23 protein-coding genes and 1 pseudogene are annotated in these 25,831 nt (G+C 68.4%); 16 read left to right on the top strand and 8 right to left on the bottom strand.

Features of this window, described 5'->3' with window-relative positions:
• Positions 1-5: 5 nt before the first annotated feature.
• Entirely contained in the window at positions 6-1,277 is a 1,272-nt protein-coding gene (locus tag GKE62_RS04160; RefSeq protein ID WP_154691131.1) for a multidrug effflux MFS transporter, read from the bottom strand.
• 123 nt (positions 1,278-1,400) lie between these two features.
• On the opposite strand from GKE62_RS04160, the gene dinB reads away from it, so the two are divergent.
• The 9 genes from dinB (at position 1,401) to gspN (ending at position 11,530) form a co-directional block, all read left to right on the top strand.
• Complete coding sequence (gene dinB, locus GKE62_RS04150; protein ID WP_154691130.1) at positions 1,401-2,537, top strand: DNA polymerase IV; 1,137 nt, start codon at positions 1,401-1,403, stop codon at positions 2,535-2,537.
• A gap of 124 nt (positions 2,538-2,661) precedes the next feature.
• The gene (locus GKE62_RS04145; RefSeq protein WP_195908581.1) at positions 2,662-3,462 is read left to right on the top strand and encodes a type II secretion system protein N; all 801 of its coding nucleotides are present in this window, start codon (positions 2,662-2,664) and stop codon (positions 3,460-3,462) included.
• A 27-nt stretch (positions 3,463-3,489) separates the two neighbouring features.
• Positions 3,490-5,673, top strand: coding sequence for a type II secretion system secretin GspD (gene gspD, locus GKE62_RS04140; RefSeq protein ID WP_154691128.1), 2,184 nt, complete (start codon positions 3,490-3,492; stop codon positions 5,671-5,673).
• A gap of 109 nt (positions 5,674-5,782) precedes the next feature.
• Entirely contained in the window at positions 5,783-7,372 is a 1,590-nt protein-coding gene (locus GKE62_RS04135) for a GspE/PulE family protein (protein WP_154691127.1), read from the top strand.
• The gene (gspF, locus tag GKE62_RS04130) at positions 7,372-8,601 is read left to right on the top strand and encodes a type II secretion system inner membrane protein GspF (protein WP_154691126.1); all 1,230 of its coding nucleotides are present in this window, start codon (positions 7,372-7,374) and stop codon (positions 8,599-8,601) included. The genes GKE62_RS04135 and gspF overlap by 1 nt, the downstream gene beginning before the upstream one ends.
• Before the next feature lie 174 nt (positions 8,602-8,775).
• Positions 8,776-9,165: a type II secretion system major pseudopilin GspG gene (gene gspG, locus GKE62_RS04125; RefSeq protein ID WP_370516058.1), complete on the top strand. Its 390-nt coding sequence runs from the start codon at positions 8,776-8,778 to the stop codon at positions 9,163-9,165.
• 7 nt (positions 9,166-9,172) lie between these two features.
• Entirely contained in the window at positions 9,173-10,297 is a 1,125-nt protein-coding gene (gene gspL / locus GKE62_RS04120) for a type II secretion system protein GspL (RefSeq protein ID WP_154691124.1), read from the top strand.
• Positions 10,294-10,770, top strand: a complete 477-nt coding sequence (gene gspM, locus GKE62_RS04115; protein ID WP_154691123.1) for a type II secretion system protein GspM — start codon at positions 10,294-10,296, stop codon at positions 10,768-10,770. The genes gspL and gspM overlap by 4 nt, the downstream gene beginning before the upstream one ends.
• Positions 10,771-10,780: 10 nt before the next feature.
• Entirely contained in the window at positions 10,781-11,530 is a 750-nt protein-coding gene (gspN, locus tag GKE62_RS04110; RefSeq protein WP_154691122.1) for a type II secretion system protein N, read from the top strand.
• A 175-nt stretch (positions 11,531-11,705) separates the two neighbouring features.
• Here the strand turns inward: gspN and GKE62_RS04105 are convergent, their stop codons facing one another.
• Complete coding sequence (locus GKE62_RS04105; protein ID WP_195908580.1) at positions 11,706-12,383, bottom strand: alpha/beta hydrolase; 678 nt, start codon at positions 12,381-12,383, stop codon at positions 11,706-11,708.
• Between the two features lie 280 nt (positions 12,384-12,663).
• On the opposite strand from GKE62_RS04105, the gene GKE62_RS04100 reads away from it, so the two are divergent.
• From GKE62_RS04100 to sdhA, 4 genes are all read left to right on the top strand, one after another.
• Complete coding sequence (locus tag GKE62_RS04100; protein WP_154691120.1) at positions 12,664-13,413, top strand: SDR family NAD(P)-dependent oxidoreductase; 750 nt, start codon at positions 12,664-12,666, stop codon at positions 13,411-13,413.
• A gap of 119 nt (positions 13,414-13,532) precedes the next feature.
• On the top strand, positions 13,533-13,925 hold the full coding sequence (gene sdhC, locus GKE62_RS04095) for a succinate dehydrogenase, cytochrome b556 subunit (RefSeq protein ID WP_154691119.1): 393 nt from the start codon (positions 13,533-13,535) through the stop codon (positions 13,923-13,925).
• A gap of 24 nt (positions 13,926-13,949) precedes the next feature.
• The gene (gene sdhD / locus GKE62_RS04090) at positions 13,950-14,333 is read left to right on the top strand and encodes a succinate dehydrogenase, hydrophobic membrane anchor protein (protein WP_154691118.1); all 384 of its coding nucleotides are present in this window, start codon (positions 13,950-13,952) and stop codon (positions 14,331-14,333) included.
• 31 nt (positions 14,334-14,364) lie between these two features.
• Positions 14,365-16,167, top strand: a complete 1,803-nt coding sequence (gene sdhA / locus GKE62_RS04085) for a succinate dehydrogenase flavoprotein subunit (protein WP_154693554.1) — start codon at positions 14,365-14,367, stop codon at positions 16,165-16,167.
• Positions 16,168-16,223: 56 nt separating this feature from the next.
• On the opposite strand, the gene GKE62_RS04080 is transcribed toward sdhA, so the two are convergent.
• Both GKE62_RS04080 and GKE62_RS04075 read right to left on the bottom strand, forming a co-directional pair.
• The gene (locus tag GKE62_RS04080) at positions 16,224-16,586 is read right to left on the bottom strand and encodes a type II toxin-antitoxin system RelE/ParE family toxin (RefSeq protein ID WP_154691117.1); all 363 of its coding nucleotides are present in this window, start codon (positions 16,584-16,586) and stop codon (positions 16,224-16,226) included.
• Positions 16,579-16,830 (bottom strand): type II toxin-antitoxin system ParD family antitoxin, encoded by a 252-nt coding sequence (locus GKE62_RS04075; RefSeq protein WP_154691116.1) that lies wholly within the window; start codon positions 16,828-16,830, stop codon positions 16,579-16,581. Before GKE62_RS04075 ends, GKE62_RS04080 begins: the two co-directional genes overlap by 8 nt.
• 146 nt (positions 16,831-16,976) lie before the next feature.
• On the opposite strand from GKE62_RS04075, the gene GKE62_RS04070 reads away from it, so the two are divergent.
• The 3 genes from GKE62_RS04070 (at position 16,977) to creD (ending at position 20,498) form a co-directional block, all read left to right on the top strand.
• Entirely contained in the window at positions 16,977-17,372 is a 396-nt protein-coding gene (locus GKE62_RS04070; RefSeq protein ID WP_154691115.1) for a BlaI/MecI/CopY family transcriptional regulator, read from the top strand.
• Positions 17,369-18,967 (top strand): M56 family metallopeptidase, encoded by a 1,599-nt coding sequence (locus GKE62_RS04065; protein WP_154691114.1) that lies wholly within the window; start codon positions 17,369-17,371, stop codon positions 18,965-18,967. The genes GKE62_RS04070 and GKE62_RS04065 overlap by 4 nt, the downstream gene beginning before the upstream one ends.
• A 67-nt stretch (positions 18,968-19,034) precedes the next feature.
• The gene (gene creD, locus GKE62_RS04060) at positions 19,035-20,498 is read left to right on the top strand and encodes a cell envelope integrity protein CreD (RefSeq protein WP_230206902.1); all 1,464 of its coding nucleotides are present in this window, start codon (positions 19,035-19,037) and stop codon (positions 20,496-20,498) included.
• Positions 20,499-20,613: 115 nt separating this feature from the next.
• Here creD and trpD read toward each other — a convergent pair whose 3' ends face one another.
• The 4 genes and pseudogenes from trpD to GKE62_RS04040 all read right to left on the bottom strand — a co-directional run bounded on the left by trpD (position 20,614) and on the right by GKE62_RS04040 (position 25,673).
• Positions 20,614-21,606: an anthranilate phosphoribosyltransferase gene (trpD, locus tag GKE62_RS04055; protein WP_154691113.1), complete on the bottom strand. Its 993-nt coding sequence runs from the start codon at positions 21,604-21,606 to the stop codon at positions 20,614-20,616.
• On the bottom strand, positions 21,603-22,187 hold the full coding sequence (locus tag GKE62_RS04050; RefSeq protein ID WP_154691112.1) for an aminodeoxychorismate/anthranilate synthase component II: 585 nt from the start codon (positions 22,185-22,187) through the stop codon (positions 21,603-21,605). Before GKE62_RS04050 ends, trpD begins: the two co-directional genes overlap by 4 nt.
• A gap of 7 nt (positions 22,188-22,194) precedes the next feature.
• Positions 22,195-23,699: pseudogene (locus tag GKE62_RS04045) on the bottom strand (anthranilate synthase component I family protein).
• 42 nt (positions 23,700-23,741) lie between these two features.
• Complete coding sequence (locus GKE62_RS04040; RefSeq protein ID WP_154691111.1) at positions 23,742-25,673, bottom strand: peptidylprolyl isomerase; 1,932 nt, start codon at positions 25,671-25,673, stop codon at positions 23,742-23,744.
• Between the last annotated feature and the right edge of the window lie 158 nt (positions 25,674-25,831).

Below are 25,831 nucleotides of genomic sequence, written 5' to 3'. Positions count from 1 at the left end.
TGGACTCAAATACTCGCCACCGGCCTCGGCACGCCCCTGGGATAGACCCGGCGGAACAGCTTGCCGCGCTCGCTGAACAGGATCAGCCCCAGGCAGCCCAGCCCCGCCGCCAGCAGCGCCGCGGCGAACGGCTTCGCGCTGCCGTCGTAGCTCTGACCGATCACCGCCCCCAGCACCGATGCGGTGACCATCCGCAGGAACGCCTGCACCGACGCCGCGGCGCCCGCGATCCGCGCGAACGGCTGGATCGCGATCGAGGCGAAGTTGGCGCCGATGAAGCTCATCAGCGCCATGTTGGCGGTCATCACCGGCACGAACTGCCACAGCGTCTGGTTGGGCCGGGTCGCGAGGTAGAGCTGCAGCGCGGCCACCGCGATGAACCCGAACACCGCCGCGTGGCTCACCCGCCGCGCGCCGAACCGCTCCACGATGCGGCTGTTGCCGAAGTTGGCGAAAGCCATGAACATCGCCATCCCGCCAAAGAACAGCGGAAACCTGGCGCCCGCGCCGAAGTGCTCGCCGATCAACTGCTGCGAGCTCTGGATATAGCCCCACATCGCCCCCAGGATCAGCGCGCTGCCGATCACGTAGCCGATCGAGGCACGCGTGGTCAGCGTGGTCACCATGTTGCGGCCGATCGTCCCGAGGTCGATCTTCTGGCGGAATTCGGGGTGCATCGTTTCAGGCAGGCGCAGGAATACCCACGCCGCCACCATCGTGCCGAGCACCGCGGTCGCCCCGAAGATCCAGCGCCAGCCGGCGAACAGCAGAACGAGCTGGCCGAGCGAGGGCGCGATCATCGGCACTATCATGAAGATCACCCCGATCAGCGATTGCAGCTTGGCCATCCGGTCGCCCTCGAAGCGGTCGCGGATGATCGCCGAGGGCAGCACGGCGAGACCCCCGCTGCCCAGCGCCTGGATGAAGCGGAACGCCAGCATGGTGTTGAACTCGGTCACCAGCGCGCAAGCCAGTGCCATCACGACGTAGCACGCCAGGCAACCAAGCAGGACCGGGCGCCTGCCGAAACGGTCGGCCAGGGTCCCCGGCACCAGCGCGCCGACGCCCGCGCCGAGCAGGAAGATGCCCACTATGAACTGGCGCTGGTTGGGATCGGTCGCGTGGAGATCGCGCGCGATCGTGCCGATGCCGGGCAGCATCGCGTCGATCGCCAGCGCCTGGAGCGCCTGGGTGAATGCGAGCAGTACCACCAGCTCGCCCTCGCGCAGCGGGAACGGCCGTTCGATCGACGGCGGCGGGGCGGCTAGGGAGGACATCGCCCCCAGATGGTCGCGATGGGCGAAATGTTCCAGCGTTTTGTTTTGCAGTGCAACATGAAATTCCCCCCTCAACCCGAACATGGATTTTGCAACGGAGGTGCGCGGGTTTAGTCGTGGCGCATGTCCGACACCGCCGATTCCGCCGAACCGGACGAGCAACCCACCGGCCTGCGCAAGATCATCCACGTCGACATGGATGCGTTCTTCGCCAGCGTCGAACAGCGCGACGATCCGGCATTGCGGGGCAAGCCGCTGGCGGTCGGCGGCTCGTCCGAGCGCGGGGTGGTCGCCGCGGCGAGCTATGAGGCGCGCAAGTTCGGGGTGCGCTCGGCGATGCCCTCGGTCACCGCGGCGCGGCTATGCCCCGGGCTGATCTTCCGCAAGGCCCGGTTCGAGGTCTACAAGGAGGTCTCCAACCAGATCCGCGCGATCTTCGAGGACTACACCCCGCACGTCGAACCGCTGAGCCTCGACGAGGCCTATCTCGACGTTACCGCCGACTTGCGCGGGATCGGTTCGGCGACGCGCATCGCGGAGCTGATCCGCGCGCGGATCAAGGCCGAGACCGGGCTGACCGCGAGCGCGGGGGTCAGCTACAACAAATTCATCGCCAAGCTCGCCAGCGACCAGAACAAGCCCGATGGGCTGTGCGTGATCCGCCCCGGCGAAGGCGCCGCGTTCGTCGGCGGATTGCCGGTGCGGCGCTTCCACGGGGTCGGCCCGCGCGGCGCGGAAAAGATGGCCCGGCTGGGGATCGTCACCGGCGCGGACTTGCGCGACAAGGATCTTGCCTTCCTGCGCACCAACTTCGGCTCGATGGCCGACTATCTCTATCGCGCCGCGCGCGGGATCGACTTGCGCCAGGTCAAGGCCCACCGCGCACGCAAGTCGGTCAGCGCCGAACGGACCTTCGACCGCGACCTGTCCTCGGGCGCGGCGCTGCGCGAGGCGCTGGATAACATCGCCGACGCCGCGTGGGAGCGGATCGAGCGGAGCAAGTCGCGCGGGCGAACGGTGACGTTGAAACTGCGCTTCGCCGATTTCCAGACGCTCAGCCGGGTGCGCTCGGTGGCCACGGTGGTCGAGAGCCGCGCCGCGTTCGGCAAGCTGGGGCGCGAGCTGCTGGAGGCGCTGCTGCCGCTGCCGCAGCCGGTGAGGCTGATGGGGCTGGGACTGTCCTCGCTCGAGGGCGAGGAGGATGCGGCGGACAAAGCGTCCCCGGCGGCGGGTGCGACCGATCAACTCTCGCTGTTCTGACCGCGCCCCGCCTTGCGGTTGCGGATCGGCCCGCGCCCGCTAAACCGGGCGCGACGGAGGAGGCGGTCGGAACTTGCGATTCGCGCGCGAACAATTTGCCTTTGGCGGCAGACGCTTGCCTGCCGTGGCGCTGGGTGATGCGCTGTGGTGGGCGCTAGCCGCGACGATCGCGGTGCTCGCCGCGGTGCTGCTGTGGGTGGCGGTGACGCCGGTCTCGCCGCTCGGCGCGTGGCGGCCGGCGGGGGTGCGGGTGATGAGCCCCGCGGCGCGCTCGGCGCTGTTCGCCGGGTTCGATCCGTTCAACCGCACCAATGCCATGAAGCCGGCGGCCAGCGCCGAGACGGTGACCCCGCTGGCGCTCACATTGTATGGTGTCAGGGTCAACGCCGCGACCGGCGGGGGCAGCGCGATCATCGCCGGGGCCGACGGCATCCAGCGGGTCTACAAGGTCGGAGCCGAGGTGATGCCCGGGGTCATCCTCGCCGAAGTGCACTTCGATCATGTCGGACTGTCACATGGCGGTAGCAATGAGCTGCTTTACCTCGATCAGTCGAAGCCCGCGGTGAGCGCGGCGACGGCGCTCGCCTCCACTCCCGCCGGTCCCGTCGGGCAAACCGCGCCTGCCAGTGCAGGCGCCTCAGGAACGTTGACCGCAGACGCCGTGCGCCAAGGAATTTCGTTTCAGCCGAGAGTCGAGAACGGCAAGGTCGCGGGCCTCGCGGTGAGCGCTGGCGGCGACGGCGGCGCTTTCCGCGCGGCCGGGTTCCAGCCAGGCGACGTCATCGTCAGCATCGGCGGCAAGCCGGTGGCGGGCGAAGGCTCGCAGGCCGAACTGGCCGCGCAATTGCGCCCGGGTCAGGCGGTGTCGGTGATGGTCAAGCGCAACGGACAGCAGCTCCCGCTGGCGCTAACGCTCTCGCGATGACGCTTTACCGCACCCTCACCACGGCTCTTGCCGCCATGGCCCCTCGCGTTGCCGCAGGTGGCGGCGGCGCAGTATGTCCTCAACGTGCGCGACGCCGATGTCCGCGCGTTCGTCGCCGATGCCGCGGAAGTCACGGGCCGGACGTTCATCGTCGACGGACGGGTGCAGGGCAAGGTTTCGGTGGTCAGCGACCGCCCGCTAAGCCGCTCGGAATATTTCGAGGTGTTCCTGTCGACGCTGCGCGCCAACGGCCTGGTCGCGGTTCCGACCGGCAACGGTGCGTTCCGCATCCAGCCCGCCGAGGGCGCCGCCAGCCAGCCTAGCCGGATCGGCAGCAAGGGCGCGGCGCGCAACCAGATGGTCACCGAGGTGATCCGCCTGCGCTCGATCGACGCGGCGCAGGCGGTCGAGACGCTACGCCCGCTGGTCAGCCGCGAAGGCTCGATTACCGCCAATCGCGCGGGGCGGAGCCTAGTGCTGGTCGACTACGCCGACAACGTGCGCCGCATTCGCGCACTGCTCGCGCAGATCGACCGGACCAGCGTGGACAGCACGCAATCGATCGCGCTGGATCACGCCGGCGCGCGTGAGATCGCCGCCGCCCTCACCGAACTGATTCCGGCGGCGGGGGAGGGTGGAACGTCGCTCGCTTCCGTCGTCGCGGTCGACAGCTCGAACACGCTGCTGCTGCGTGGCGATCCCGGAACGATTGCGCGTCTGGCGACGATCGCGCGTCAGCTTGATGCCAGCGCCGCGCGGGGCAGCGAGATCAAGGTCGTGTGGCTCGATTATGCCGATGCGGCGCAGATGGTGCCGATGCTCGAACGGCTGGTCGGTGGGCAGGGTGGCGGCGAGGTCGCTTCGGGATCGCCAGCACCGATCAGTCTGGGCGGGACCGGGGGTACGAGCGGCGGCAGCGGCGGCGGCGCGGCCGCCAGTTCCACCGTTACCGCCACTACCGGCGGCGGCGCGAGCGCGAACATCGGTTCAGGCCTTGGCAACGGCGCGATCCAGCTCGCGGGCGGGCGCGGGACCGCGGTGATAACGCGCTATCCCGGGGCCAACGCAATCGTCATTTCCGCCCCGCTCGACGTTCAGCGGCGCCTGAGCGAAGTTATCCGCCAGCTCGATCAGCGTCAGGACCAGGTTCTGGTCGAGGCGATCATCGTCGAAGTCAGCGACAGCGTCGCCAAGCAGCTTGGCGTGCAATACTTGTTCGGCGGCAAGGACGTGCCGTTCGCGGTGACCAACTTCTCCAACGTCGCGCCCAACATCATCGATCTTGCGGGCGGGCTGCTGGCCAACAACCTCGAAAACACCACCACCACGATCAATGGCAGCACCGTCACCACCAGCACCAACAGCGCGGCGGGCGACTTGCTCCGCCAGAACGCGATCAACGCGGCGCGCGGCGCCGAGGGCGGCTATTTCGGCGGGTTCACCAATATCGGCAACAACGCCGCGCTGGGCGTGTTGATCAACGCGGTGAAAAAGGACAGCAATTCCAACATCCTTTCCACCCCACACATCACCACCAACAACAACATCCCCGCCTCGATCCTGTTCGGGCAGGAAATCCCGGTTTCGACCGGCGAGGCGCTGAGCAACAATTTCGACAACGCCTTCCGCACGATCCAGCGCCAGAACGTGGGCATCGAGCTCGACGTGACCCCGCAGATCAACGCCGACAACGAGGTGCGGCTCGACCTGCGCCAGGAAGTCAGCTCGATCGTCGGGCCGGTCTCGGACAAGTTCAACGAGCTGATCATCAACAAGCGCGAGATCAAGACCACGATCACCGTCGCCAGTGGCGAGATCGCGGTGCTCGGCGGCCTGCTTGACGACAACGAGCGGCGGACCATCCAGAAGGTCCCGCTGCTCGGCGACATTCCCGTGCTGGGCGAGCTGTTCAAGTCGCGCGGAAAAAGCCGGGTGAAGACCAACCTGATGATCTTCATCCGCCCGACGATCCTGCGCAGCCAGGCCGAGCGCGAGGCGACCGCGGCCCGCCGCTACGGCATCATCCGCGAGGCGCAGCGGCGGTTCAATCCCAAGATCGAACCCGCCATCGACGAGCTGGTGATCGACTACCTCGGCGCCACCCCGCCGGGCGCGGTGTCGCAACCGGGCGACGTGGTGATCACGCCGGCGCAGGTGCGGCCGGCTCCGGGCGAGTTGGGCCCGGTGGCGGTTCCGCCGAGCGGGCAGTGACCGTCGCTTCCAAACCCCGCTCGTGTCGAGCGAAGTCGAGACCCGCTCGCCCCGTGCCAGCGTGTCTCGACTTCGCTCGACACGAGCGGTGAGGTAAAGTGTCGGGGTCATGGTTACCATCCGCCGAGGCAGCGAGACGAGCGAAGCGGATATTCCGCTGACCGACGATGTCGCGCTGGTCGAAGGTGTGAGCGTGGTCGAGACCACCGCGCCGGCGGTCGCGTCGGCGATTCCCTATCCGGCGGCGCGCGATCACGGTTATCTGATCCTCGACGACAGCACAGATACCGTGCGCCTGGCGATGCGCGAGGGCGCCGACCCGCTCCACCTGCTCGAGCTGCGCCGCCAGCTCGGCCGCCCGCTGGCGCTCGACCGGGTCGATGCCGCCGGGTTCGAGAAGCTGCTCGGCGAGAGCTATGCGCTCGATGGCAGCGCCGCGGCGGTGGCGGGCGACATGGGCATCGCCGGCGACGGGCTCGATCCGCTCGCGCTTGGCCTGCCAACCGCCGAGGACCTGCTCGACAGCGCCGACGACGCTCCCGCGATCCGCCTGATCAACGGGCTGATCGCCGAAGGGCTGCGCCAGGGCGTCTCGGACATCCACATCGAGCCCTACGAATCCGCGTTGGTGGTGCGGATGCGGGTCGATGGCGTGCTCCAGGAAAAGCTGCGGATGCCGCCGCACGTCGCCCCGGTGCTGGTCAGCCGGATCAAGGTCATGGCCCGGCTCGACATCGCGGAACGCCGCGTGCCGCAGGACGGGCGGATCGGGCTGAGCCTGGGCGGCAAGCTGGTTGACGTCCGCGTCTCGACCCTGCCCAGCCGCGCGGGCGAGCGGGTGGTGCTGCGGCTGCTCGACAAGGAGAACGCCGGGCTCGATCTCGCCCATCTCGGGCTCGATCCGGCGACCGAAAAGCTGCTGCGCGGGGCCTTGGCCGATCCCAATGGGATCGTCCTCGTGACCGGACCGACCGGGTCGGGCAAGACCACCACGCTCTACGCCGCGCTGCGCGGACTCAACGATGGGCAGCGCAATATCCTTACCGTCGAGGACCCGGTCGAATACGCCGTTGACGGCGTCGGCCAGACCCAGGTCAACGCCAAAGTCGGCCTGAGCTTTGCCGCAGGGCTGCGCGCCATCCTGCGCCAGGATCCCGATGTGGTCATGGTCGGCGAAATCCGCGACCGCGAGACCGCCGAGATCGCGGTGCAGGCCTCGCTGACCGGGCACCTCGTTCTGTCCACCGTCCACACCAACGACGCCGCGGGGGCGATAACCCGGATGCGCGACATGGGAGTGGAGCCATTCCTCCTCGCCAGCACGCTACGTGCGGTTATTGCGCAGCGACTTGTGCGGCGATTGTGCAAGTCCTGCAGCAGCAGAAGCGCAATTGGGACACCGTTTGCGGCCATCCTGGGCATCGCGCCGGGCACCGAGGTCGCCACCGCCAAAGGCTGCCCGCAGTGCGCACAGAGCGGCTATACGGGCCGCATTGGCGTGTTCGAGGCGATCCGCATCGACGACGCGGTGCGCCGGATGATCCACGACAACGCCGAGGAAGGCGCGATAGCAGCGCACGCTTTCGCCGATTCCCCCAGCCTGCTCCAGTCCGCCCGCGCGCTGGTTCTGGCGGGCGAGACCACGCCAGAGGAAGCCGCGCGGATCACGCGGGCGCAAGACACGTCGGCTGAAATCTGATGCCCCGCTTCGCCTACCACGCGATCGATCCCAAGGGCGCGGAACGGCGCGGCGCGATCGAGGCGGCGTCGCAGGCGCAGGCGGCCGAGAAGCTCGCCTCGCGCCAGTGGCATGTCGTGCGGCTGGGCCCCGATGCAGCGGCCAGCGCCAGCCGCGCCGCGGTCACCACCAGCGGGATCGCGCTGTTCGCGCCGCGGCTGAATTCCAAGCAATTATCGCTATTTACCCGCCAGCTCGCCTCGCTCATGACCGTCTCGCCGCTCGAGGAGACGCTGCGCACGATCAGCCGCCAGACCGAAAAGCCGCGGGCGCGCGCGATTCTTGGCAATGTCCATTCTGGGGTGCTCGAGGGCCTGCCGTTGGCCGAGGCGATGCGGCGCGAGGAGCCGAGCTTTCCGCCGATCTTCCGCGCGATGATCGCCGCGGGGGAGAATTCGGGGAGCCTGCCGAACATCGCCAACCGCCTCGCCGACCTGCTCGAAAAGCAGGCGCAAGTCCGCTCCAAGATATTGTCCGCGCTGGCTTATCCAATCGTCCTGACGCTGGTGGCGATCTCCGTGGTCACCGGGCTGATGATCAAGGTCGTGCCAAAGGTGGTCGAACAGTTTGACAACGCCAGCGTCCAGCTGCCGACGCTGACCCGCGTGGTGATCGCGATCTCGCGATTTCTGGCCCAGTGGTGGTGGGCATTGGCTCTCTCAGTCGCCCTGTTGCTGCTGCTTTTCGTGCGCGTATTGCGCGATCCGGTGATCCGTTATCGCTGCGACGCCGCGCTGCTGCGCCTGCCGCTCATCGGACGCCTGATCCGCGACGTCCACGCCGCCAGCCTCGCCCGCACCCTGGCGACGATGATCGAGGCGCGGCTGCCGTTGGTCGACGGGTTGCGACTGGCGAGCCGGACAGTTTCCAACAGCGTCCAGCGCCGCGCGCTCGAAGGGATCGTCGAAAAGGTCCGCGCGGGCGGCTCGCTCTCCACCGCGCTGCGCGAGGCGGAGACGTTTCCGCCGCTGCTGATCTACCTTGCCGCCAGCGGAGAGGCGGCGGGCCAGCTCGGTCCGATGCTCGAACGCGCCGCCGACTATCTCGAGCGCGAGTTCGAAAGCTTCACCAGCGCGGCGCTGGCGCTGCTCGAGCCTGCGATCATCATCGTCATGGGCGCCGCGGTGGCGACCATCATTCTTGCGATCCTGCTCCCCATCCTCCAGTTGCAGAACCTCACCGGACTATGAAAATGAGCGAAACCTACAGCCCGTTCCTCCCCTGCAAGGGGGAGGTGGCAGCCCTCTAGGGCTGACGGAGGGGTGACAGCGCTGGCGGGGACACCCCTTCGCCTCCGCGTCGCTCCGGCACATCCCCAAGAGGGGGAGGATCCGAAGAGAAACGGCTTCTCCCTCGTCGAGTTGATGGTGGTGATCTTCATCATCGGCCTGCTCGCAACGGTGGTGCTGATCAACGTCCTGCCCAGCCAGGACAAGGCGATGCGGGTCAAGGCGCTGGGGGACATCGCCACGCTGGGGCAGGCGATGGAGATGTACCGGCTCGACAACATGACCTACCCCGGCGTCGGCGAGGGCCTCGCCGCGCTGCGCACTCCGCCGGCCAACCTGGCGCTGCCGCAGAACTATCGCGCCGGGGGCTACGTCAAGGACCTGCCGAGCGACCCGTGGGGGCGGCCCTATCAGTTCGTCGTGCCGGGCCAGGCCGGGCACCCCTTCGAGATCTTCTCGCTCGGCGCCGACGGCAAGCCGGGCGGCGAGGGCAACGACGCCGACATCTACGCCGACAAGCGCTGAGCGGACGATGGCGGGGGCCGACGAGCGGACCATGAACGGCGACGGGCACGGCCTGCTGATCGTGCTGCCGGCCGCCGTGGGTGGGGCGTGGCACTGGCGGCGCGTGTGCGACGATGCGCTCGAGGCTTGGCACCCGCATAGCCCCGGCGACGATGCGCCGTGGGGCGAACCCTGCGAGGGCGACCGCGTGGTCGCGCTCGTCCCCTCGGACCAGGCGCCGGTAAGGGTCCGCCCGCGCGGGACGATGCCATTGGCGCAGGGGCTCGCCGCGGCGCGGCTGGAGAGCGGCGGCGAGGGCCTGCACGTCGCGGTGGGCGAGGGCGAGCGCGGCATTCTCGTCGCGACCGCCGCGCTCTCCGCGATGGATCTGTGGCTGGCCGAACTGGCCACGGCAGGCTTGGCCCCCGACGCGCTGGTTCCGGCGGCGCTGATCCTGCCCGCACCGGCCGCTGGCGCGGCGTCTGCGCAGCTCGCCGGACAGCCGCTGGCGCGCACCGCCGATGCCGCGTTCGCGGGCGAGCCCGAGCTGGTCGCGGCGCTGGCCGGAAGCGAGCCGGAAGCAGTCTCGGACGCGGCGCTGGAGCGCGCCCTGCTGGCTGCCTGGCGTGATCCGCCGCTGAACTTGCGCCAGGGCCTCTATGCACCCCGCCGCGTCTCGTTCTTTCGCCTGCCCGACTGGCGCCAGCTCGCGCGGATGGCGGCGGTGGCGGCGCTGCTGGGCTTTCTGATCCTCGCGGTCGAGACGGTGAAGCTCAACCTCGATGCCTCGGCACGCGAGCAAGCCGCGCTCGCCGCCGCGCAGAAGCGCTTTCCCGCCGCGGTCGATCTCGCCACCGCGCAATCGCTTGCCGCCGCAGAACTGGCGCGGCGCGGCGAGGGTGGGGCGAGCTTTACCGCGCCCACCGCCGCGCTGCTGGGGGCGATGCGCCCGATCCCGTCGGTGGCGCTGCGCGACCTCGGCTATGCCGCTGACGGCACGCTGCGTTTCCAGGCCGCCGCGCCCACCGCCGACGCCATCAACCGGCTGCTGGCGGCGCTCCAGGCGGATGGCTGGCAGGTGACGGTCCCCCCCAGCCTCGCTCCCGACGCCACCGGCGCCACCGTGGCCCCGATCACGGTGCGCGCGCCATGATCGGAACCGTGCAAACCTGGTTCGCGGGGCTGACCCAGCGCGAACGTTTGCTGGTCGCGGTCGCTGGTGGCCTCGCGGCGGCGATTGTCCTCGTCTTCGGCATCGTCCTCCCGCTCGGCCGCGCGCACGACGATGCCCACATCCGCCACCGCGAGGCAGTCGAGGCAAGTTCGCGACTCCTCGCGCAGCTCGCCGCGCTGGAGGCTCCGGCGACGAACCGCGGCGCGCTGGCCGGACCGGTCAGCCAAGTGATCGCGGCGAGCGCGGACAGCGCCGGGTTCGTGCTCCAGGCGAACCAAGCGCAAGGGGCCGAGGCCGCGACGATCGCAGTCCCCACCGCTCGGCCCTCGGCGGCGCTGGCGTGGCTCGACGGGCTCGCCGCGCAAGGGATCGTGCTGGAAAGCCTGACGATGACCCCCGCCGCCGACGGCAGCGTATCGGTCAACGCCAGCCTGCGCCGGGCGCCGAGATGAAGGTCAGGCCATGATCGAGCGGTGGATCTTCCTGCGCGACGGGCGGCTGTCCGGGCGGAGCAAGCTGGCGCTCGCGGCGATCTTCGCGGTTGCGCTGATCGCCGCGTTTCCGCTGCGCCTCGCGCTCGGCCTGGCCGACCCCGGCGGGCGCGGGATTAGCGCGCGCGAGGTCGCGGGAACGATCTGGGATGGCGGGATAGGGGATTTGCGCGTCGGCGCGTTGCCGCTGGGTGACGTCGCCGCGCACCTTCGCCCGCTGCCCTTGTTGATCGGCCGGCGCGAGGTGCACATCGAGCGCTTGGCCGGAACCGGCGCGCCCGGCGACTTTTCCGCCAATGCTGCAGGCGGCGATGGCTGGCTCTCGCTCAGCGCGGTGCGCGGCCAGGTTGCGATCGGCGATGCGTTCGGAACGATTCCCGCCACAGCGCTGGGCTTCGACGATTTCCACGCCGAGTTGAGCGGTGGCCGCTGCGTGAGCGCGGGCGGGCAGGTCAGCCTGATCCTCAGCCCGTTCAGCGAGCTGATGCCCGGCCCGGTGGCGCTGAGCGGCACCGCGCGGTGCAGCAAGGCCGCGCTGTACGTGCCGATGAAGGGGCCGACCGGGCTCGAGAACCTGTTCCTTCGGCTCGAGCCCGACGGCCGCTGGCGCGCCGACTTGGTGCTCGGCGGGCTTCCGGCCGAAGTCACCGCGCCGCTGCTCGAAGCCGGCTTCGCCGCGCGCCCCGGCGGGATTGGGATCAGCGCCGAGGGCAAGCTGTAACGCCTGCCTTGCGTGCGGTGTCTCGACTTCGCCCGACACGAGCGGATGGAGAGCGTGAGACTAGTTTTTTCCGCTCATGTCGAGCGAAGTCGAGACATCCGGCGCGACCTTGCAGGCGAAGGCCGCGGCGATCCGAAGGGGGATTGGGATCGCCGCGGCAGCCGGTGCGGCGGGCCTACGCCGCAACGAGACCTTGCGCGCGCGGGGCGGGCTGCGGTGGGGCTGCCACGACTGACGTGTGCCCTGCACGAGCTATGACCTGATCGAGCAGCAGCCGCCCGAACTCCCAATCGCCCAGCGCCGAATCCGCGTTGATGTGCCCGGCGGGGCCGGCGTCGGCGAAGCGACTGCCCCACGCCTCGGCGAGGCTGCGCGCGCGTCCGAAGCCGATCCACGGATCGTTGCGGCTGGCGACCACGATCGACGGGAACGGGAACACGCAGCGTGGCGCGGGGGAGAAGCGGGCGAGCCGGGGATCGGGATCGCGCCCTCCGATCGCTCCGTCAACCTCGGGCGGGGCGACGAGCAGCGCGCCGACGACGTTATGCTCTTCCTGCAACGCTTCGTATTCGACCCACCATGCCACCGCCAGGCAGCCGAGGCTGTGCGCGACGAGCACCACCGGACGCTCGGCCCTGCGGATCGCGAGGTTGAGCTTGTTGACCCAGGTGTTGCGGTGCGGATCGTCCCACGATCCCAGGTCGACCCGCACGACATCGCGGTCGAGCGAGGTCTCCCACGCGGTCTGCCAGTGCGCGGAGCCACTATCGCCCAGGCCGGGAACGGTCAGGACCAGCGGCGTATCGGCAGCGCGCGAGCGGGTTCGGTTGGGGTAGGCGAGGGTGTTCGTCATGATGAGTTCCATTCGGTCTCGAGGGAAAGGCCGGTCGACTCGGACTACGTCCCGACGCCCTGAGCAATAACTCTAGTAATATGATAGACAATAGACTGGCGACCAATCGCACGGCTTTTGCGACAGCCGGAGATCGCGCTTCGCGGCGTCTCGCAGTGACCCCGGTTAAGCGCATTTCGAGCGTGATGTGACCGGATGCATTGCGGGTTGGCAGGGCGGGAGAGGGGCCGCAGCGCCGAATCGGTTGCCAGATACGGCGCGCCCGCGCACGCACAGGGGAATGACTTCAACGCCTGCCGCCATCCCCGGATATGCCCGCGCGGCCGTCTTCGGGGCGAGCGGGGGCATCGGCGCGGCACTGGTCGCGGCCCTGCGCGAACGCCATCCCGGCTGCCGGGTATACGCCGGCTCGCGCCGGTCCCAACAGCAGGTCGATCCGCAAGTCACGCCGTTTGCGTTCGACTTGCGCGACCCTGCGTCGATCGGTGCGGCCGCAACTGCGATCGGACGCGAAGGGCCGTTCGATCTCGTCCTCGTCGCCACCGGCATGCTGACCCGGCCGGACGGCTCGGGGCCGGAAAAGTCGTATCGGGCGATCACCGCGCAAGGCCTGGCCGAACAGTTCGCGATCAACGCCGTCGGCCCCGCGCTGGTCGCCCAGGCGATGCTGCCGCTGCTCGCGCGCGACCGGCGCGCGGTGTTCGCGGTGCTTTCCGCGCGGGTCGGATCGATCGGCGACAACCGGCTGGGCGGCTGGCACGGTTATCGCGCCGCGAAGGCCGCGCTCAATATGCTGGTGCGCAATTTCGCGATCGAGATCGGCCGCAGCCACCCGGACGCGATCGTCGCCGGACTGCATCCCGGTACCGTCGCTTCCCGGCTCTCGGAGCCGTTCCAGCGTGGCGTGCCGTCGGCCAAACTGTTCACCCCGGCGGTGGCGGCGGGGCACCTGCTCAACTTGGTCGCCAGCCTCGCCCCCGAGGACAGCGGCGGTCTGTTCGCGTGGGACGGAACCGCGATCCCGTTCTGATTGCAAATCGGCTGCCGCGCCGCTTGCGCAGGGGCGCAATTCGATTATTACCGATTCTCATTCAAATCCGCTGGGGGGCGCCCCTTCGGACGGGCGCACATCGGCGAGGGGGACTCCTTATGGCGCAGGCTCAAAGCAATCGGCCGATGTCACCGCACTTGTCGATCTGGCGGTGGGGTCCGGCGATGGCGGTTTCGATCCTCCACCGCGCCGCGGGTGAAGGGATGGCGTTCGTCGGCATCCCGGTGTTCCTGTGGTGGCTCGCCGCGCTTGCCGGGGGGCCGGAAAGCTACGCCACCTTCCTTGCCATCGCGAGCGCCTGGTACGGCCAGGTCGTGTTGATCGGGCTGAGCTGGGCGTTCTTCGAACACTTGTCCTCCGGCCTGCGCCATTTCGTGCTCGATGTCGGCGCGGGTTACGAACTGGACACCAACAACGCGTGGTCGTGGGCGGTGCCCGCGATCGCGATCGTGCTGACCGCCCTGTTCTGGGCGGCGATTTATTTGCGCTGAGGCGCGCGACGGGGGAAACGCGACATGGGCAACGGAACCTCGATCGGGCGCGTGCGCGGGCTCGGCTCGGCCAAGCACGGCGCGCATCACTGGCTCGTCGCGCGCTACACCGCGATCGGCAACATCGTCCTGATTCCGTGGCTGCTTGTCAGCCTGGCGCTGCTGCCGGGCTACGATTTCCAGACCGTCCACAACTGGGCGGCTCGGCCGGTGCCGGCGATGCTACTCGCGCTGATCTGCATCAACACCTTCCATCACGCCAAGCTGGGCGTCCAGGTGTTCATGGAAGACTATGTCCATGACGAGGGCAACAAGTTCGCCTCGCTCGTCGCCCTCAACGCGCTGCCGCTGGCGGCGACGGTGTTCGGGGTGATCTGCGTGGTCCGCATCGCGCTGGGGGGCGCCTGAAATCATGGCAACCGCACCAAGCAAAGCGAGCATCCAGCCGGCCTACAAGATCGTCGATCACATGTACGACACCGTGGTCGTCGGCGCGGGCGGATCGGGGCTGCGCGCCACCATGGGCAGCGCCGAGGCGGGGCTGAAGACCGCGTGCATCACCAAGGTCTTCCCCACGCGCTCGCACACCGTCGCGGCGCAGGGCGGGATCGCCGCCAGTCTGGGCAACAATTCGCCCGATCACTGGACCTGGCACATGTTCGATACCGTCAAGGGGTCGGACTGGCTCGGTGATCAGGACGCGATCGAATACATGGTCCGCGAGGCGCCGCAGGCGGTCTATGAGCTCGAGCACGCCGGCGTGCCGTTCAGTCGCAACGCCGAAGGCACGATTTACCAGCGCCCTTTCGGTGGGCACATGCAGAACATGGGTGAGGGCCCGCCGGTCCAGCGGACTTGCGCCGCGGCCGACCGCACCGGCCATGCGATGCTCCATGCGCTCTACCAGCAGAGCCTCAAGTACGCCGCTGACTTCTTCATCGAATACTTCGCGATCGACCTGATCATGGAGAACGGCGCCTGCCGCGGCGTTATCGCGATGTGCATGGACGATGGCTCGATCCATCGCTTCAAGAGCCACGCGGTGGTCCTGGCGACGGGCGGCTATGGCCGCAGCTATTACACCGCGACCAGCGCGCACACCTGCACCGGCGACGGCGGGGCGATGGTCCTGCGCGCGGGTTTGCCCCTCCAGGACATGGAGTTCGTCCAGTTCCATCCCACCGGGATCTACGGCGCGGGTGTGCTGATCACCGAGGGCGCGCGGGGCGAGGGCGGGTACCTGACCAACTCCGAAGGCGAGCGGTTCATGGAACGCTATGCCCCCTCGGCCAAGGACCTAGCCAGCCGGGACGTCGTATCACGCTCTATGGCGCTCGAAATCCGGGACGGGCGCGGGGTCGGCCCCAACAAGGACCACATCTACCTCCACCTCGATCACATCGATCCCAAGGTCCTGGCCGAGCGCCTGCCGGGCATCACCGAGAGCGGCAAGGTGTTCGCCGGCGTCGACCTGACCCGCCAGCCGCTACCGGTCGTGCCGACCGTGCATTACAATATGGGCGGGGTGCCGTGTAACTACCACGGCGAGGTCGTGACGAACGGCAAGGATGGTCCCGACACCGTCGTCCCCGGCCTGTTCGCGGTCGGCGAGGCCGCGTGCGTCTCGGTCCACGGCGCCAACCGGCTCGGTTCGAACAGCCTGATCGACCTCGTGGTGTTCGGCCGGGCCACCGGCCATCGCCTCAAGGAACTGATCAAGCCCAACTCGGCGCATGCCGCCCTGCCCAAAGACAGCGCCGATCTCGCGCTGACCCGCCTCGATCACTTCCGCAACGCCAAGGGCGGCTCGCCCACGGCACAAATCCGCGCCGACATGCAGCGCACGATGTCGGCCCACGCCGCGGTGTTCCGCAACGACGAGCTGATGGCCGAAGGCAAGGACAAGCTCGCGGCGACCTACAAGCAACTCGAGGACGTCCACGTCTCCGACCGCTCGCTGATCTGGAACTCGGACCTGATCGAGACGATGGAGCTCGACAATCTGATCAGCCAGGCGACCGTCACCCTCCACGGCGCGCACAACCGCAAGGAAAGCCGCGGCGCCCACGCCCACGAGGACTTCCCCGACCGTGACGACAAGAACTGGATGAAGCACACCGTCGCCTGGTTCGACGGCTGGGGCGGCAAGGGCGGCGGGGTAAAGCTCGATTACCGCCCGGTCCACGAGTATACGCTCACCGACGACGCGGAGTACATCAAGCCGAAGAAGCGGGTCTATTGATTTGATGCCCGGCGCAAAAATACTTTGAGATATGACGGTTGCGGCAGGCGCGCGGTTTAATGCCTGAGCCCGATTTGATCTCCCTGGTCCGGCATTATTCCTTCCTCCCGATCCGCCCAAGTCTCCGCCTTCAAATGCAGTCCCGGATCGCGCTGGACGTGGATTACGTTGAGGACTTCCACGCGATCCGTGAACGCCAGATAATAGATTTGGTGCTTCCCGCTGCGCTCCCGGCGCAGGCCGGGATGCACGTCGTCGTAGAGCGGATAGCGCAGCGCCGTGGTCGCCAGACCTTCCATCGCCCGTCGCAGCTCGCCGACATACCTTCTGGCCCGTTCGTGGCCCCATTGCCCGATGGTGTAATCGGCGCATTCTTCGATGTCGGCCTCCGCGTCCGGCCGGACGATGACTTTACGCATCGCCTTCCGGGCCGAACTTCCGCTCCATGAAGGCGTCCCAGTCGAATGGTCGCGCGGGCCCGCTATCCAGCGACTTCTGGATCATCGTACGCAGCGCCACGATCCGCGTATCCTCGACCATGTACTGCCGCATCGCTTCGCGCACGACTTCGCTGGTTGAGCCGAACTCGCCCGATTCGACCTTGCGCTGGGCGAACTGAACGAAGGGGTCGCCGAGGGCGATAGAGGTGGTCTTCTTGGCCATGACCGCACGATACCAAAAATTGGTAACCCGGCCAACGGCGGATCGATCCGATCCGGATCGTTCGCCAAACCTGTCTCTCCGTTCATCCACGCTTCATGTTTACAACCGTAGTCGACTACACACGTAAACGGCGAGGGGCCGAGTCCATGGGCAGCGATACCGGCGAGCGAATCTCCGATGCCGAGCATGCGGTGATGGAGGCGTTGTGGACGCGGGCGCCGCTGACGGCGGCCGAGGTCTGCGAGGAAGTCTGTGACGATCGCGATTGGACGCTGGCCACGGTCAAGACGCTGCTCTCGCGGCTCGTCGCCAAGAACGCGGTGACCACCGAGGCCGAGGGCCGCCGCTTCCTCTATTCGCCCGCGATCCCGCGCGCGCGCTATCTGCGGGGCGAATCGCGACGGCTGGTCGATCGCCTGTTCGGTGGGCGCGCCGCCCCGCTGGTTGCGCATCTCGCCGCGGCCGAGGCGCTGACCGATAGCGACATCGCCGAGATCGAGGCATTGCTGGAAACATTGAAGCGCAAGGGAGAAGGCCAATGATCGCCGGTTTCGCTTCGTTCCTGACCGATACGCTGGTGTGGACCGGCGTACTGATCGCCGCCGTGCTGGTGCTGCGCCGCCCGGTCGCGCGCGCCTTTGGGCCGGGGATGTCCTACGCGCTGTGGCTGCTGCCGCTGCTGCGTTTCGCGCTGCCGCCGATCCCGCTTCCCGCCGGCTTCGCGCCCGCCGCCCCCGCTTCAGTCCCGGCGGCGGCGGGTGCGGAGGTCATCACGGTGACCCTGGCGACCCCCGCCACGCCCGAGGTCGTCATCCCGTGGGCGCTGCTGCTGACCATCGCCTGGCTGCTCGGCGCGGTGCTGTTCCTGGTCGCGCGCTGGCTCGAGTACCGGGCGATGCGACGGCGGCTGCTGACGGGCGCGGTGGAGGTCGATTGCCGCGAGGGCGTGCGGATCGTAGAGAGCCCTGCGGTCGATGCTCCGGTGGCGCTGGGCGTGCGCGACAAGGTGATCGTGCTGCCCCCGCGCTTTCTCATCACCGGCGTGCTGGCCGAGCGCGCCCTGGCGATCGAGCACGAACTGGCCCACCATCGTGGCAAGGATCTGATCGCCAACATCGTCGCGCAGCCCTTGCTGGCGCTGCACTGGTTCAACCCGCTCGCCTGGGCCGCGTGGAACGCGATGCGCCGCGACCAGGAGGCCGCATGCGACGCCCGCGCGATGGCCGGATGCGACGCCCGCACCCGCGCCGCCTATGCCCGGGTGATCGCCTCGTTCGCCGCGGGCGAGCGGCTCGGCCACGGCACCGCGCTCGCCGCGCCGATGGCCTGTCCCGTTCTTGGCGACAAATCGATCGTCCACCGTCTGAGGAGCCTGACCATGAGCGACATTTCGCCGCGCCGCCGGAGCATCGGCCGCTGGACTTTGGCCGCGGGCGCCGCGCTCGCGCTGCCGCTGACCGCGACAGTGGTCTATGCCGGTCAGGATGCGGCGGCGGCGCCTGCCGCGCCGACCCCACCAGCCGCGCCGGCAGGCGTCCCTACCGCTCCAGATGAGCCGCGTATCGAGAAGCACGTGATGATCATGACCAAGCACGCCGACCACGATGGCAAGCCGGGTAAGATGTTCGAACGCAAAATCGTCAAGAACGGCAAGACGATCGTCATCCGCTCGGACGAGCCGATCGACGAGAAAAAGCTGGAAGCGCACCTGGAGCACCTCGACCAGCTGGGCGAGGCGGATGTCGTCGCGCCGGTTCCACCCGTTCCGCCGGTCCCCGGCGTACCTCCTGCAGCACCAGGAACGCGGCGGGAAGTTCGCAGGATGATCATGCACGACGGCCAGGCTCACGAAGGCATGGCGCTCGCGATGGCCTTCGATGGCTGCAAGGGCGGACCAACCTGGGCCAACGCCGACTTCTCGCACGACCTCGATAGTGGCTCCAAAAAATCGCTCAATCGCACCCGCGTGGTGCTCTGCGGAAAGGCGGGCGAGGCCAAAGCCGCGGCCCTAGCGGGTGTCCGCAAGGCGCGCGCCAGCATCGCGGCCAACCACGACATGCCCGCCGACGTCCGCCGGGATGTGTTGGAGCAACTGGACGAGACGATTTCCGAGATGCAGAACGAAGCGGCGGACTGATCGGTCATTCACCCCTCATTCAGCGACGAAGCGTTCTTTTCTGTCGATGAATTGAGGGGATGAGATGATGGCTATGCCGGCAATATCGACCGTGCGCGAGCGCAGCCCGGGGATGAAGCTGCTGTTCGTGGCGATCGTGGCCGCGGTTCTCATCATTCCCCTCATGCTGGTCTATGCACTGGTCTACGATCGTCAGGATCAGTCGCGGACCGCGCAGGCGGCGATCGCCGCAGGGTGGGGCGGGCCGCAGGTGATCGCCGGGCCGGTGATCGTCGTCCCGTTCCGCACCACCCAGACCCAGAACGAAGAGGTTGGCGGGCGCACGGTCACCCGCACCGTCGAGGTCGAGAAACTTCTCTACATCTCGCCGGTCGAGAACCGCGTGCGCACCGCGATTTCGCCGCGCGAGAAGCACAAGTCGATCTATAAGAGCGTTCTGTTCCAGGCGCGCGTCGCGGGCACCGCGCGGTTCGCGCTGCCCGCCGATCTCGAACGCTTCGGGGTCACCCGCGAACGGCTGCTGTGGGACCGCGCCGAATTGCGCATGGGCGCTTCGGATGCGCGCGGGCTGACAGAGGGCGGCAGCCTCAAGCTTGGCGGAACGGCGCTGGCGCTGCAGCCGGGCAAGGGGCCGGCGGCGAGTGGCGGGCAGGGGTTCTTTGCGTTCGTGCCATGGACCGGCGAGGCGCCGATCGTCGTCGAATATGCGTTCGACTTGCGCGGCAGCGGGTCGCTCAGCCTGGTGCCGCGCGGCGGATCGACCCGATGGGCGGTCACCTCGCCGTGGACCGCGCCCAGCTTCGGCGGAGCCTTTCTGCCCGACCGGCCGCAGATCGGCGACAAGGGCTTCACCGCGAACTACATCATCGACAAGCTCGCGCTGGGCCAAGCCCCGGTGATGATGGAGGACCCCGCCCCGCCGTCGATCGATAGCGGCAGCGGCGTGGACTACGGCGCGACTGCGGCGATGGAGGCTGCTCCGTCGGCGCGCGATACCGCTTCGGGCGGAGCCTCCGAGGTCATCGGCGCCCCGGCGCGCGCAGTCACTGTCGGGCTGGTCGAGCCGGTGAACCTTTATTCCAAGGTCGACCGCGCGGTGAAGTATGGCTTCCTGTTCATCGGTTTCACCTTCCTCGCCTTCTTTCTGTTCGACGTGGTCGGCGGTGCGCGGGTCGCGGCCGCGGAATACCTGCTGACCGGGGCGGGGCTGGTGCTGTTCTTCGTGTTGCTGCTCGCCTTCGCCGAAGTCATCGGCTTCACCGCCGCCTATTTGCTGGCGAGCGCGGCGATCATCGGCCTTCTGACCGCATACAGCGCCGCGGTGCTCAAGAGCTGGAAGCGAGCGCGCTTCATGGCGGCGCTTCTGGTGGGGCTCTACGCGCTGCTGTTCGTGCTGCTCAACCTGGAGGCGTGGTCGCTGCTGATCGGTTCGGTGCTGCTGTTCGTGGCGCTGGCGGGTGTGATGTACGCAACCCGCAACGTCGACTGGAGCGCGGTGGGGAAAAAGGACGAGGTGGTCGCGGAGGGCTGAGCGACAAAGCCCGCTCATCCCGAGCGAAGTCGAGAGATTGCACGCAAGGTTCGGATTTCGGGCGTGATGTCTCGACCTAGCTCGCCATGAGCGGATTGGGTCTGTGAAGCTGAGCCTATTTGACCGCCGCGATCCAGCAATCGAGCAGCGTCTTGGCCAGCCCCTTGTCGAGCGCCTCGCCGGCTTCCTCGACGCCCGCGCGCCAGTCCTCGACCGCGCCTGCGACGATCAGCGCTGCGGCGGCGTTGAGCACCACCGCGTCGCGATAAGGTCCGGGCGCGCCGAGCAGCAGCGCGCGCAGGGCGGCGGCGTTGTGCGCGGCATCGCCGCCGCGAATCGCCTCGATAGGAGCGTGCATCAGCCCGGCCTGAGCGGCGTCGAAGCGGTGCATCTCGAAATCGTGGCCGACCACGTCGGCCAGTTCGTTGCCCCCCGCCAGGCTAAGCTCGTCGAGCCCTTCGTCGCCCGAGACGATCATCGAGCGCGTCGTGCCGAGGCTGGCCATCGCCTGGGCATAGATCGGCACATAGGCGGGCCGCGCGATTCCGATCAGCTGACGCCCGACTCGCGCCGGGTTCGACAGCGGCCCCATCAGGTTGAAGATCGTCCGCTGCCCGATCCGTTTTCGGATCGGCTGAATCCGCGCCATCGCCGGATGGTGGTTGGCCGCGAACAGGAAACAGATGCCGAGATCGCCCAGCGTGGCCTCTGCGGTCCGCCCAGCCTTTTCCATGTCCAGCCCAAGCGCCTCCAGCGTATCCGCCGCGCCCGCCTTGCTGCTTGCCGCGCGGTTGCCGTGCTTGGCCACCGGCACTCCGCAGGCGGCGACCACGAGGCTGACCGCGGTCGAGACGTTGAGCGTGTGGTGCCCATCGCCCCCGGTCCCGCACACGTCGATGGCGTTGGCCGGAGCCTTGATCGGGATCAGCCGCGCGCGCATCGCCCGCGCAGCTCCGACGATTTCGGCGGCGGTCTCGCCCCGGTCGGACAGCGCGATAAGGAAGCGGGCTATTTCCTCGTCTGACGTTTCGCCATCGAGCATCGCGGCGAAAATCGCTTCGGCCTCGTCTTCGCTCAGGTGCGGTTCGACGGAGGGGAGGTCGCTCACGCCGGTTCGCGCACCGGAACGCCGCAGACGCGCAGGAAATTGGCGAGCAGCGCGTGGCCATGCTCGGTGGCGATGCTTTCGGGGTGGAACTGGACGCCATGGATTGGCAGCGTCACGTGGCGAAAGCCCATGACGTGCGCGTCGTCCGCCGTCGCGTTGATCACGAGCTCCGCGGGCGCATCCTCGACCACCAGGCTGTGATAGCGCGTCGCAACGAACGGCGAGGGCAGCCCGGCGAACAGCCCGCTGCCATCGTGCGCCACCGGCGAGGTCTTGCCGTGCATCAGCCCGCCGCGCACCACTCGCCCGCCGAAATGCTGTCCGATCGCCTGGTGGCCCAGGCATACGCCCAGCAATGGCCGCGCCGCGTCGGCGCAGGCGGCGACCAGATCGAGGCTGATCCCGGCCTCGTTCGGCGTGCAGGGCCCGGGCGATATGAGAAACCCCTGCGCTCCGCTCGACAAGGCCTGTCCGGCTGACACCGCGTCGTTGCGCACCACCTCTACCTCGGCGCCCAGCTCCATCAGGTAATGGACGAGGTTCCAGGTGAAGCTGTCGTAATTGTCGATGACGAGGATCATGGGCGCCTCATTGCCCGAAACCCGCTTCATCCGCCACTCTTACGGCCTCCCTTGCCGCCGCAATCAGCGCGCCGGCCTTGGCCTCGCATTCGCGCATTTCGTACGCCGGATCGCTGTCCGCCACGATCCCCGCGCCCGCCTGGACGTGCAGCACCCCGTCCTTGACGATCCCAGTGCGCAGCACGATGCAGCTGTCGATGCTGCCGTCGGGGGCGAAATAGCCGACGCCGCCGGCGTAGGCCCCGCGGGTTTCCGGTTCGAGCTCGGCAACAATCTGGCAGGCGCGAACTTTCGGCGCGCCGCTGACGGTACCCGCGGGGAACCCGGCGAACAGCGCGTCGAGCGCATCGTGCCGCGCGGAATCCAGCCGGCCGACTACGTTCGAGACGATGTGCATGACGTGGCTGTAACGCTCGACGGTGTAGCTGCCAGTGACCTCCACCGTGCCCGCCGCCGCCACCCGGCCCACGTCGTTGCGGCCCAGGTCGAGCAGCATCAGGTGCTCGGCGCGCTCCTTCGGATCGGCGAGGAGGCTGGCTTCGGCGGCGCGGTCCTCTTCAAGGGTCTTGCCGCGCGGCCTCGTCCCGGCGATCGGGCGGATGGTCACTTCGCCGTCGCGGACCCGGACAAGGATCTCCGGGCTCGATCCCACCACCCCGAAGCCGGGCAGGTCGAGCAGATAGAGGAACGGCGAGGGGTTTACCCGGCGCAACGCGCGATACAGCGCCAGCGGGGGCAGCGCGAACGGGCAGGTGAAGCGCTGCGCCAGCACCACCTGGAAGATGTCGCCCGCGGCGATATAGTCCTTGGCCTTGAGGACCATCGCCTCGTAATCGCCTGGCGCCAGGGTGGGGGTCAGCACCGGCTCGGACATGGGTGCCTGTCCCACGGCTTCGGGCGCCGCCATTGCCAGCCGCCGCAGCGCCTCGTCGATGCGCTCGCCGGCGGCCGCCAGCACGTGCGCGGGCGAGCCTTCGGGCCACACCGGGGCTACCGCAAACAACTGGTCGGTCAGCCGGTCGAACACCAGGATCAGCCCGGGCCGGACGAACAGCATGTCGGGCAGCGTCAGCGGGCTCTGCGGCGCGCGGGGCAGGTTCTCGACCAGGCCGATGGTCTCGTAGCCGAAATAGCCGACGAGGCAGGCGAGCGCGGGGGCAGGCTCGCGGGCACGTCGATCCGGCAGGCGTTCACCAGCGCGCGCAGCTCGGCCAAGCTGTTGCCAGCCAGCGGCGCGAAGGCGCGGCGATCGTGGCGCCAGATGCGGTTGATCTCGGCGGAAGCTCCGGTGGCGCGGAACACCAGGTCCGGGTCGATCCCGAGCAGGCTGTAGCGCCCGCGAACCTCGCCGCCCTCGACCGATTCGAGCAAAAAATCGCCGCGTTCGGGCTCGATGAGCTTGAGTGCCGCGCCGACCGGGGTTTCGGTATCGGCGATCAGCTTGCGCCAGACGAGGGCGGGCTTGCCCGCATCGAGCTGCGCGCGCGCTGCGTCCAGATTCTCTAACGCCACCAATCCAAGCGGGGAACGGGGAAAGGCTCGCAATCTTCGGGCCTAGTTGCCGCCGCCGACCAGCCGCTCGCGCACCGCGCGCAGTGCCGCTGGATTGCGAGACACGCCGACTTCCTGGCGCAGCGCCTTGCGGAATTGATCGGCGTATTCGCGGCCCGTCAATTGGCCGAGCTGGCTGGCAAGCTGCGCGACCAGCGGATCGTTGGCGGCGAGCTTGCCCGGGATGATTTCGTCGAGCCGGACCACGAACCAGCCGTCGTTGCGCGGCGCTTCGAGGCGCTTGGTTGTCTTCTGGGCCATGCTGAACAGCAGCGCGACCGGAGCCATCACCTTGCCCGATGCGGCGACTTCCTTGCGCGAGGCGTCGATCGCCTCGGTCTTGGCCGCCCCCGCGCCCGCGCTGCGTAGCGCCTCCGCCAGCGGCATTCCCTTGGCGATGGCGGCGATGGTCTTGTCGGCGGCGGCGCGAGCGGCGGCGGCACCCTGTTCGCGCGCCCAATTGGCCGCGACCACGGGTCGAATTTGGGCGAGCGGTGGCGGGGCGGCAGGGGCGATGTCGGCGGCTTCGAACACCACGAACTTCTTGCCGGGGACGATCTCGGCCAACTGCGGCTTGCCCTCACCCTCCATCAGGAAGACCGTCTGGAGCACGCGGGCAAGGTCGGCCGGGACGGTCTCGCCGGGCTTGCCAAAGACCTTGCCGTCGGCGGTGAGCGGGGCAGTGACGCTGGGGGTCACACCCAGCTCCTTGGCCACTTCACCGATGTTGCCGCCCTGGTCGAGCTCTTCCTCAATCCGCGCAGTGAAGTCGCTCAGCGCGTCGCGCTTGAGCTTGATCGAAATCTGTTCGACCAGTTCGCCGCGCGCATCGGCGAGCGAACGGGCCGCCTTCTGGACGACACCGTCGACCTTGACCACGTGCCAGCCGAGCCCGCTCTTGGCGGGAGTGGCAAGCGTACCCTTGGCGGCGCTGAACACCGCCTGCGCCACCGCTGCTGAGGCCTGCGAGGTCAATTGCTCGCGAGTGACGGCCAACTGGTTGGGCAGCAGGCCCTTGGCCCGCGCCGCGGCATCGAGTTTCGCCCCGCCCGCCACTTCGGCAGCGAGCGCCTTGGCCGCGGCCTCGGTGGGAACGATCACCTGGGTCAGGGTGCGCGTCTCGGAGGCGGCGTAAGCGGCCTTGTTGGCATTGTAGGCCTGCTGGATTTCGGCCTCGGTCGGCGCGCGTGCACCTTTGATCGCGTCGTCGGTGAACACAGCGTAGCGGATGCTGCGCCGCTCGGGGACAATATAGCTGCCCAGGTTGGCCTTGAAGTATTGTGCCAGCACCGCGTCCGTGGGCGCGGTGTTGGGCGCGAACGCTTCCGACGGAATGAACGCAATCGCGCCCTTGCGCTTTTCCAGGGTCAGTTCGCCGTACCGCCGGGCGAGGCCGAATGGTGTGCTCGCCCCAAATGCCACCGGCACCAGCACCTGCCTGGCCACCAGCCCCTGGGCGATGTCGTCGCGTACTTGGGCGTCGGTGAGGCGCTGTTGGGCCAGGACGCCGCGATACTGCTTGTCGTTGAAGTTGCCGTCGGGGCCGAGGAACGCGGGGATCTTGGCCAATTCGCTGCCGATCAGCGCATCGCTGGCGACGATCCCCACCTTCTTGCCGAAGTCGTAGATCGCGTTGCGGTCGATCATCGAATCGAGCACCTGGGTAATCGCGCCCGAAGCTACGAAGCGCTGCATCGTCAGCGTGGGATTGCGCTGGCGCTCGCCTTCGAAGGCATTGCTCACCGCCTGGCTGAGCGCGCCGGTCCCGATCGTCTGGCCGCCGACCTTGGCCGCATTGTCGCCGCCCGCCACGCCGCCGAAGTTGGACCCGGTGATGTCCGAGGCGGCGAACGCGACCGCGATCAGCGCGAGAAAACCAAGCGTGACGGCGATGCCGACTTTGGACTGAAAGAACGAGCGGAAGAAGGTGAGCAAGGGGTTCTCCGGTATCGGACTTCGCAAAATGGGGATGCGAAGGGGGCGAAGCGCGCTCTACGGCCCAATCCGCGCCGCTTCAAGCGCGCAGCCGCGGTTGGGCCCGGCGCGCCGCCGCAATTGCGGCTTTGCAAGCGGGCAGCCGTTTGATAGCGGCC

It is taken from the genome of Novosphingobium sp. Gsoil 351, from assembly GCF_009707465.1.
Taxonomy (GTDB): domain Bacteria; phylum Pseudomonadota; class Alphaproteobacteria; order Sphingomonadales; family Sphingomonadaceae; genus Novosphingobium.
Note: the sequence above shows the minus strand (reverse complement) of the source record. Positions and strands in the feature narration are given on the sequence as shown.

What these genes read in the sequence shown, in the direction of transcription:
- GKE62_RS04160 (WP_154691131.1), bottom strand. Translation starts at nt 1,277, where the DNA reads ATGTCCTCCCTAGCCGCCCCGCCGCCGTCGATCGAACGGCCGTTCCCG.
- dinB (WP_154691130.1), top strand. Translation starts at nt 1,401, where the DNA reads ATGTCCGACACCGCCGATTCCGCCGAACCGGACGAGCAACCCACCGGC.
- GKE62_RS04135 (WP_154691127.1), top strand. Translation starts at nt 5,783, where the DNA reads ATGGTTACCATCCGCCGAGGCAGCGAGACGAGCGAAGCGGATATTCCG.
- gspF (WP_154691126.1), top strand. Translation starts at nt 7,372, where the DNA reads ATGCCCCGCTTCGCCTACCACGCGATCGATCCCAAGGGCGCGGAACGG.
- gspG (WP_370516058.1), top strand. Translation starts at nt 8,776, where the DNA reads ATGGTGGTGATCTTCATCATCGGCCTGCTCGCAACGGTGGTGCTGATC.
- gspL (WP_154691124.1), top strand. Translation starts at nt 9,173, where the DNA reads ATGGCGGGGGCCGACGAGCGGACCATGAACGGCGACGGGCACGGCCTG.
- gspM (WP_154691123.1), top strand. Translation starts at nt 10,294, where the DNA reads ATGATCGGAACCGTGCAAACCTGGTTCGCGGGGCTGACCCAGCGCGAA.
- gspN (WP_154691122.1), top strand. Translation starts at nt 10,781, where the DNA reads ATGATCGAGCGGTGGATCTTCCTGCGCGACGGGCGGCTGTCCGGGCGG.
- GKE62_RS04105 (WP_195908580.1), bottom strand. Translation starts at nt 12,383, where the DNA reads ATGACGAACACCCTCGCCTACCCCAACCGAACCCGCTCGCGCGCTGCC.
- GKE62_RS04100 (WP_154691120.1), top strand. Translation starts at nt 12,664, where the DNA reads ATGACTTCAACGCCTGCCGCCATCCCCGGATATGCCCGCGCGGCCGTC.
- sdhC (WP_154691119.1), top strand. Translation starts at nt 13,533, where the DNA reads ATGGCGCAGGCTCAAAGCAATCGGCCGATGTCACCGCACTTGTCGATC.
- sdhD (WP_154691118.1), top strand. Translation starts at nt 13,950, where the DNA reads ATGGGCAACGGAACCTCGATCGGGCGCGTGCGCGGGCTCGGCTCGGCC.
- GKE62_RS04080 (WP_154691117.1), bottom strand. Translation starts at nt 16,586, where the DNA reads ATGCGTAAAGTCATCGTCCGGCCGGACGCGGAGGCCGACATCGAAGAA.
- GKE62_RS04075 (WP_154691116.1), bottom strand. Translation starts at nt 16,830, where the DNA reads ATGGCCAAGAAGACCACCTCTATCGCCCTCGGCGACCCCTTCGTTCAG.
- GKE62_RS04070 (WP_154691115.1), top strand. Translation starts at nt 16,977, where the DNA reads ATGGGCAGCGATACCGGCGAGCGAATCTCCGATGCCGAGCATGCGGTG.
- GKE62_RS04065 (WP_154691114.1), top strand. Translation starts at nt 17,369, where the DNA reads ATGATCGCCGGTTTCGCTTCGTTCCTGACCGATACGCTGGTGTGGACC.
- creD (WP_230206902.1), top strand. Translation starts at nt 19,035, where the DNA reads ATGGCTATGCCGGCAATATCGACCGTGCGCGAGCGCAGCCCGGGGATG.
- GKE62_RS04050 (WP_154691112.1), bottom strand. Translation starts at nt 22,187, where the DNA reads ATGATCCTCGTCATCGACAATTACGACAGCTTCACCTGGAACCTCGTC.